This window comes from Pedobacter sp. UBA5917, from assembly GCF_002432345.1.
Taxonomy (GTDB): domain Bacteria; phylum Bacteroidota; class Bacteroidia; order Sphingobacteriales; family Sphingobacteriaceae; genus Pedobacter.
The window spans coordinates 1-7,033 of record NZ_DJDT01000290.1 but is presented as its reverse complement, the minus strand read 5'-3'; the positions used below and the strand labels follow the sequence as shown (position 1 = coordinate 7,033).

Genomic DNA, 7,033 nt, shown 5'->3' with positions numbered 1-7,033 from the left:
ATCGATTCGTCATGCTGAATTTATTCAGCATCTTTCTTGCATGATAGACCCTGAAATAAATTCAGGGTGACGGACCCAATTCTCATGGTCTGTGGCGCACAGACCGGATCTATTAACATTTCCCGAATTATTGATCATTAAACATTATGGACCTGATTATTTGAAAAGCAGGTTCCTGTACCTTTCGGTTGGCTCCGGTTCCGCTTTCCCTTCTGCCCCGATAAAAAAAATCGGGGCATCCGTCCAATCGGGTTTATTATATTCAGGTGCCGTGCTTTTTTGAAAGGTTTTAGTTCTGCCAAAATATAATTATCATTAAATATTGTACCCCAATCAGGTCAATTCCACAGGTCCAAAAAAGGACAGCTTTGTCCTATTAATTGTTAACTGTACAATTAAAATTTCTGCAGATATATGTTAAGACTTAAATAGCCATTTTTCGGCCTTTATAAGCATTCAGGTGTGTAAAACATAAAAATGTCATCTGCAGTTTGCATTCCTCAAATCGTTTGTCTTAACGCTTCTTTGAGGTCTTAAAACCAATAAAAAATAGTTTAAAATTAAGTGTTAAATCTGGTAACAATGCATGCAATTTGATGTCAATGTACTGCCTGATAAATGGTTTATCAGGTTAAAAAAACAGAAAAATACAAAACGTTATGGAAGCGCTCATTTCTAATTACTGGTGGGTTTTAGTGGCACTGTTGTGCGTAGTTTTATACAAATATATTTTACGTTTCTTATTCGGGATGGTGATTGTGCCCGAAGACAGAATCGGGTTGATTACCAAAAAATTCGTGCTCTTCGGTTCTGCAAAAGAACTGCCCGATGGAAGGATCATCGCCGTTAGGGGAGAAGCTGGTTTCCAGGGAAAAACGCTGGCGCCCGGATTATATTTCGGGATGTGGTTTTGGCAGTACAGCGTAACCATGGAGCAGTTTACCATTATCCCTGAAGGAAAAATCGGACTCATTATGGCCAAAGATGGATCAGAAATTCCTACAGGCAACATCCTGGGGCAAAAAGTAGAGTCTGATAACTTTCAGGATGCAGTGAAGTTCCTCGAAAACGGTGGTCAGCGGGGGCGGCAAACTTCTTACATCACCTCTGGGGCGTACCGTATCAATACCATGCTTTTTCAGGTGTCGGTAACCGATATGATCCGTATCCAGGAGAGTATGGTGGGGATTGTAACCACATTGGACGGTTTACCGATCGAGGCAAACCAGATTGCCGGTAAACTGGTAGAGGGGCATAATAATTTCCAGGATTTTGATGCTTTTATCAAACTGGGTGGTAACCGCGGTTTGCAACCACAGGTAATTTTAGCCGGTTCTTACAACCTCAATCCCTGGGCTGTTCAATTGGAAGAAATCCCGATGATGGAAATTGCCATTGGTTATGTGGGTGTGGTGATTTCGTTTATCGGTCAGGATGGAAACGATTTAACCGGGGCCGACTTTAAGCACGGTAACATTGTGGGCAAAGGATCTAAAGGTGTTTGGTTAGAACCGCTTGGCCCGGGTAAATACCCGATCAACAAGTACATTATGAAGGTAGAGCTGGTACCAACCACAAACTTGGTACTCAACTGGGCATCGGCACGGAGCGAGGCGCACAACCTGGACAAAAACCTGTCGACCATTACCGTACGTTCGAAAGATGGTTTCCCGTTTAATTTGGATGTGGCACAGATTATCCATGTACCTACTACCGAAGCCCCAAAAGTAATTGCCCGTTTTGGTAATATGGTTAACCTGGTTTCGCAGGTGCTGGAGCCAACCATCGGTAACTATTTCCGTAACTCGGCACAGGGAAGCGATGTAATTGCTTTTTTGAGTACCCGTAAAGAACGCCAGGAATCGGCTAAGGAGCACATCCGTAAAGTGCTTGATGAGTATAATGTTAATGCCGTTGATACGCTGATCGGAGACATTGTTCCGCCAGAATCGTTGATGAAAACCTTAACCGACCGTAAAATCGCAGAAGAACAGAAAATTACCTACGATACACAGAAACAGGCGCAGGAAACACGTCAGGGGATGGAGAAAGAAACGGCCATTGCTGATATGCAGAAAGACATTGTAAAGGCGCAACAGAGTGTAGAGATTGCCGAACGTACCGCAAGTGCAACGGTGAAAAAATCGGAAGGTGATGCCGCAGGTGTAAAACTGGCGGTAGGAGCAGAGGCCGAAGCCACAAAAATGAGGGCGCATGCCGAAGCAGAAGCTACTAAGGCAAGGGCACAGGCCGATTCGGAAGCGATTAAGCTGCGTGCATCGGCAGAGGCCGAACAGATTTCGTTAACCGGTAGTGCCGAGGCAGGTAAAATTCTGGCTGTGGGTAAATCAACTGCCGAGGCTTACGAACTTGCAGTTAAAGCCTTAGGCGGCGAAAACTTTACCCGTTATAAAATCACCGAAGAATTATCAAAAGGTAATGTAAAACTAATTCCTGATGTACTCATCGGTGGTAATGCAAACAATGGTGGTTCAGCAATGGACGGTTTACTCGGACTTAAATTAATGGAATTAATGGATCCCGAAAAACGTAAAGAAGTGGTCGCCGTAGCAGAAATTGTAGAAACAAAACCAAAACCCAAAAAGGATAATATCAATCCTTAACCGATTTTAAATTAATTGGAAGGCCTCAGCGTAAGTTGGGGCTTTTTATTGTAATTTTCGGCCTGTTATTTAAAATTTATGGTGAACAAAAGGAAGGGCACATTTCTCATTATCTTATTAGTAGTTTTTAGCATTTTTTTGCTTTTTTACATACTTCAGTTTGATATGTATGAGGCTGTTAAAGCTAAAAGGATAATCGATATCATCGCTTTGCCATTAGGTATATTGGCACTCATATGTTTTATTTATAAAAAGTTGAAAAGTGGCGATTATATTGCATGGAACTCGATGTTGACCTCTTTATTTATTGGTATAGTGATCTACTTTTTATTTGTGAGGAGTGTGCTTGGACTTGCTTTAACCTTTATAAATTCGATATACGAAAGAAATGAAATAGTTAAAATTAAAGGTATAGTAACAGATAAAACAGAAAGAAGTGGTGGCCGTAGAGGTTTAAGTTTACATCAGTTCACTATATTGGATCAGACGGGTAGGGAAATCATTCTTGATACAAAGCCTGTTATCCTTAAAGAGTATAGCGTAAATGATAGCGTTAAGATCGACATGAAAAAAGGAATCTTAAACTTGTTGTATAGGTAGGCAACAGCAAAAAAATAAGTTTTAATTACATTTTCTTTATCATATTTTTAAACAAACCTTACATCCCCAGCCTTTATACCTTAAACCTTTTTAGTAACTTTGCAGCCAAATTTAGAATGATAGAATTTTGAATGATTGAGTTTTGAATGATAGATTTTTGAATGACTGAGTTTTGAATGATTGAATAGCTACAAGTTAAGCACTCTTTCATTTAATCATGCTCTCATTTAAACATGCTCTCATTTAAACATTCTTTCATTTAATCATTCCCTCATTCTCTCATTTCAAAAATATGAAGAAAGTAAATGTTGGCTTGGTGCAGATGAGCTGTACTAAAGATAAGCAGGAAAATTTAGATAAAGCGATTGCGAAAATAAGAGAAGCAGCTGCAAAAGGTGCACAAATTGTGTGTTTGCAAGAACTTTTTACCTCACTGTATTTCTGTGATGTTGAAGATTACGATAATTTTGATCTGGCAGAAGCTATTCCGGGTCCTTCTACCGATGCGCTGCAGGTTGTAGCTAAAGAATTAGGCGTGGTAATTATTGCTTCCCTTTTCGAAAAACGTGCTGAAGGTTTGTACCATAATACCACTGCTGTTTTAGATGCCGATGGTTCATATTTAGGTAAATACCGTAAAATGCATATTCCTGATGACCCTGCTTTCTACGAAAAATTCTATTTCACTCCGGGTGATTTGGGTTATAAGGTTTTTCAGACGAAATTTGCAAAAATCGGGATTTTGATCTGTTGGGATCAATGGTATCCGGAAGCTTCGCGTATTACAGCTTTAATGGGCGCTGATATTATGTTCTATCCAACTGCAATTGGCTGGGCTACCGATCAGGATGAAGAAACCAATAAAGATCAATACGATGCCTGGCAAACCATCCAGCGCTCGCATGCTGTGGCAAATGGTGTACCTGTAGTAAGCGTAAACCGTGTGGGTTTCGAGCAAGATGGTGCCATGAAATTCTGGGGTGGTAGTTTTGCTACAAACGGACAGGGCAAAATACTTTATTTGGGCTCACACGATCAGGAAGAAACCGAAGTAGTGGAACTGGATTTATCAGAATCTGATTTCTTCCGTAAACACTGGCCTTTTTTAAGGGATAGAAGGATCGATTCTTATCAGCCGATTACAAAAAGATATATTGACGGCGATTAAGTAGAAAATAAGTTTCAAGAAAATTAAGTTTTTGCAATAAGTCAGAGGTCGGATGTCCGAAGACAGAGGCTAAGTAGCATACCTAAAGGATGCAAAAATTTTTTAGATAAATGTTAAGTTTCGTGAGAAAGCCTTAAAGGTTTGGATTGAATAACAAGAAGTTGTAATTTGTTATAGAATTTTTAATAAATTATAATTTCAGACCTCGGACCTCCGACTCTGGACTTAATTATGGCATTCCAATTTGAAAAACTTAAGGTTTGGCAGAAGGCTTTAGACTTAGCCGATGAAATAGATAAAATGACAAAAACTTTTCCGAAAGATGAAGTTTATGTTCTAACATCGCAGGCTAAGCGTGCTGCCGATTCGATTTCAATGAATATTGCAGAGAGAAGCACAGGTCAAAGTAACCCTGAATTTAAAAGATTTTTAGGTTATGCCCTAAGATCGAATATAGAAGTTGTGAATTGTTTACACCTTGCGATAAGGAGAAGCTATATTACAGAAGAAATTTTTTTAAAGCATTACAAATCCTGTGAGGAAATTTTGATCATGATTACTGCTTTAATTAAATCTTTAAATTAATTTAGTCGTAGGTTGGAAGACCGAAGTCAGATGATATTTGGGCTATAGCTAAAACATTAAATCTTCCGACCTCGGACATCCGACTTTCGGACTTTAAAAAATAACACACTAAATCTTCCGACCTCGGACATCCGACTTTCGGACTTTAAAAACTATGTCAAACTTTCCTCCAAGAAAAGATTTAAATATCAATCAGTTCGATTACTCACCAAAGCAGCAAGGTTATGCTTTTCCTGCCGAATGGGCCAAACATGAGGCAACCTGGTTAAGCTGGCCGCATAAAGAAGCATCGTGGCCGGGAAAAATCGAAACCATTTACGAACCTTATTGCCAGTTTATAAAAGCTGTTGCCGAAGGTGAAAAAGTGCGCATTAATGTGAAAGATGAAGAAATGAAAGCTTTCGCCATTGCTGAATTAACAAAAGTTAATGCAAATTTAAGTCAGGTTGAGTTTTATTTCAACGAAACCAACGATGCATGGTGCCGCGATCATGGTCCTGCATTTGTAATTAAAGGGAACGAAAAAGCGGTGATAGATTGGGGCTACAATGCATGGGGCGGTAAATATCCTCCATTCGACCTTGACGATGTAGTGCCGACAAAAATTGCCAAACATTTCGATCTGCCTTTATTTGCCCCTGATATTGTAATGGAAGGTGGCTCGGTAGAATTTAACGGTGCCGGAACAGTTTTAACTACTACAGCCTGTTTATTGAACGAAAACCGCAATCCACATTTAAGCAAAGAGCAGATTGAGCAATATTTGCTGGAATATTACGGACAGGATCAGGTTTTATGGTTGGGCGATGGAATTGTTGGTGATGATACAGATGGCCACATTGATGATATTACCCGTTTCGTAAATGAGGATACCGTTTTAACTGTTGTAGAAAGTAATCCTTTAGATGAGAACTATGTGCTATTGCAGGAAAACCTCGAAGCCTTAAAAGCAATGAAATTGAAAGATGGCAGATCATTAAACATTGTTGAGCTGCCAATGCCATCACCAGTGATTTATGATGATACCCGTTTACCGGCATCTTATGCAAACTTTTACATCGCTAATGCAGCTGTAATTGTTCCGGTTTTTAATGATGTGAACGATCAAAAAGCTTTAGATATTATTCAGGGTTGTTTTCCAGATCGCAAGGTGATTGGTATCAATTCGGTTGATATTATCTGGGGATTGGGCAGTTTCCATTGCTTAAGTCAACAGGAGCCGGCGGTTTAGGTTTGGAGTTAACAGTTCGGAGTTTTGAGTTGTTAACAATGAAGCAATCAAACAATTTAACAATATCTCGGTAGAGTTATTAACTTTACAACATTAAAATATTTCAACTTTACAACATTTCATAATGAAATTATTAGAAGGAAAAACAGCATTAATTACAGGTGCATCAAAAGGGATCGGCCGTAAAATAGCTGAAAAATTTGCCGAGCAGGGCGCTAATGTAGCTTTTACATATTTATCATCGGTAGAAAAAGGTGAGGCTTTAGAGCAGGAATTACAAAGCTTTGGAACAAAAGTTAAAGGTTACCGTTCTGATGCTTCTAAATTTGCTGAAGCAGAGCAATTGATTAACGATATCGTAGCCGAATTCGGTACCATTGATATTGTGGTAAACAATGCAGGTATTACCAAAGATGGTTTATTGATGCGTATGAGCGAAGAAAATTGGGACGATGTAATCAACATTAACCTAAAATCAATCTTCAATGTAACCAAAGCCGCTTCTAAGGTGATGATGAAAGCCCGTAAAGGTGTGTTTATCAACATGGGTTCGGTGGTTGGTGTTTCGGGTAATGCTGGTCAGGCCAACTATGCCGCTTCGAAAGCTGGTATTATTGGTTTTACAAAATCGGTTGCCAAAGAGTTGGGTTCGAGAAATATCCGTGCCAACGTAGTTGCGCCAGGTTTTATCCGTACCGAAATGACTGAGGTTTTAGATCCAAAAGTTGTTGAAGGCTGGGAAAAAGATATTCCATTAAAACGTGCCGGTGAAACTGAAGATATTGCCAACGTTTGCGTGTTTTTAGCTTCTGATATGAGCGCTTA

At 39.5% G+C, this 7,033-nt stretch carries 6 protein-coding genes; all 6 read left to right on the top strand.

Annotated elements, in window-relative coordinates; translation table 11 throughout:
• Window positions 1-659: 659 nt before the first annotated feature.
• Window positions 660-2,624 (top strand): SPFH domain-containing protein, encoded by a 1,965-nt coding sequence (locus B2V92_RS20130; protein WP_293311604.1) that lies wholly within the window; start codon window positions 660-662, stop codon window positions 2,622-2,624.
• Window positions 2,625-2,702: 78 nt separating this feature from the next.
• Entirely contained in the window at window positions 2,703-3,224 is a 522-nt protein-coding gene (locus B2V92_RS20125) for a hypothetical protein (RefSeq protein ID WP_293311602.1), read from the top strand.
• Window positions 3,225-3,516: 292 nt separating this feature from the next.
• A complete protein-coding gene (locus B2V92_RS20120; RefSeq protein ID WP_293311600.1) occupies window positions 3,517-4,392 on the top strand; it encodes a carbon-nitrogen hydrolase in 876 nt (291 codons plus the stop codon).
• Window positions 4,393-4,623: 231 nt separating this feature from the next.
• Window positions 4,624-4,977: a four helix bundle protein gene (locus tag B2V92_RS20115; RefSeq protein WP_293311598.1), complete on the top strand. Its 354-nt coding sequence runs from the start codon at window positions 4,624-4,626 to the stop codon at window positions 4,975-4,977.
• 154 nt (window positions 4,978-5,131) lie between these two features.
• Window positions 5,132-6,208 (top strand): agmatine deiminase family protein, encoded by a 1,077-nt coding sequence (locus tag B2V92_RS20110; RefSeq protein ID WP_293311596.1) that lies wholly within the window; start codon window positions 5,132-5,134, stop codon window positions 6,206-6,208.
• 124 nt (window positions 6,209-6,332) lie between these two features.
• A partial coding sequence (gene fabG, locus B2V92_RS20105; RefSeq protein ID WP_293311594.1) for a 3-oxoacyl-[acyl-carrier-protein] reductase occupies window positions 6,333-7,033 on the top strand: 701 nt, incomplete at its 3' end.

What these genes read in the sequence shown, in the direction of transcription:
- B2V92_RS20115 (WP_293311598.1), top strand. Translation starts at nt 4,624, where the DNA reads ATGGCATTCCAATTTGAAAAACTTAAGGTTTGGCAGAAGGCTTTAGAC.
- B2V92_RS20130 (WP_293311604.1), top strand. Translation starts at nt 660, where the DNA reads ATGGAAGCGCTCATTTCTAATTACTGGTGGGTTTTAGTGGCACTGTTG.
- B2V92_RS20125 (WP_293311602.1), top strand. Translation starts at nt 2,703, where the DNA reads ATGGTGAACAAAAGGAAGGGCACATTTCTCATTATCTTATTAGTAGTT.
- B2V92_RS20110 (WP_293311596.1), top strand. Translation starts at nt 5,132, where the DNA reads ATGTCAAACTTTCCTCCAAGAAAAGATTTAAATATCAATCAGTTCGAT.
- B2V92_RS20120 (WP_293311600.1), top strand. Translation starts at nt 3,517, where the DNA reads ATGAAGAAAGTAAATGTTGGCTTGGTGCAGATGAGCTGTACTAAAGAT.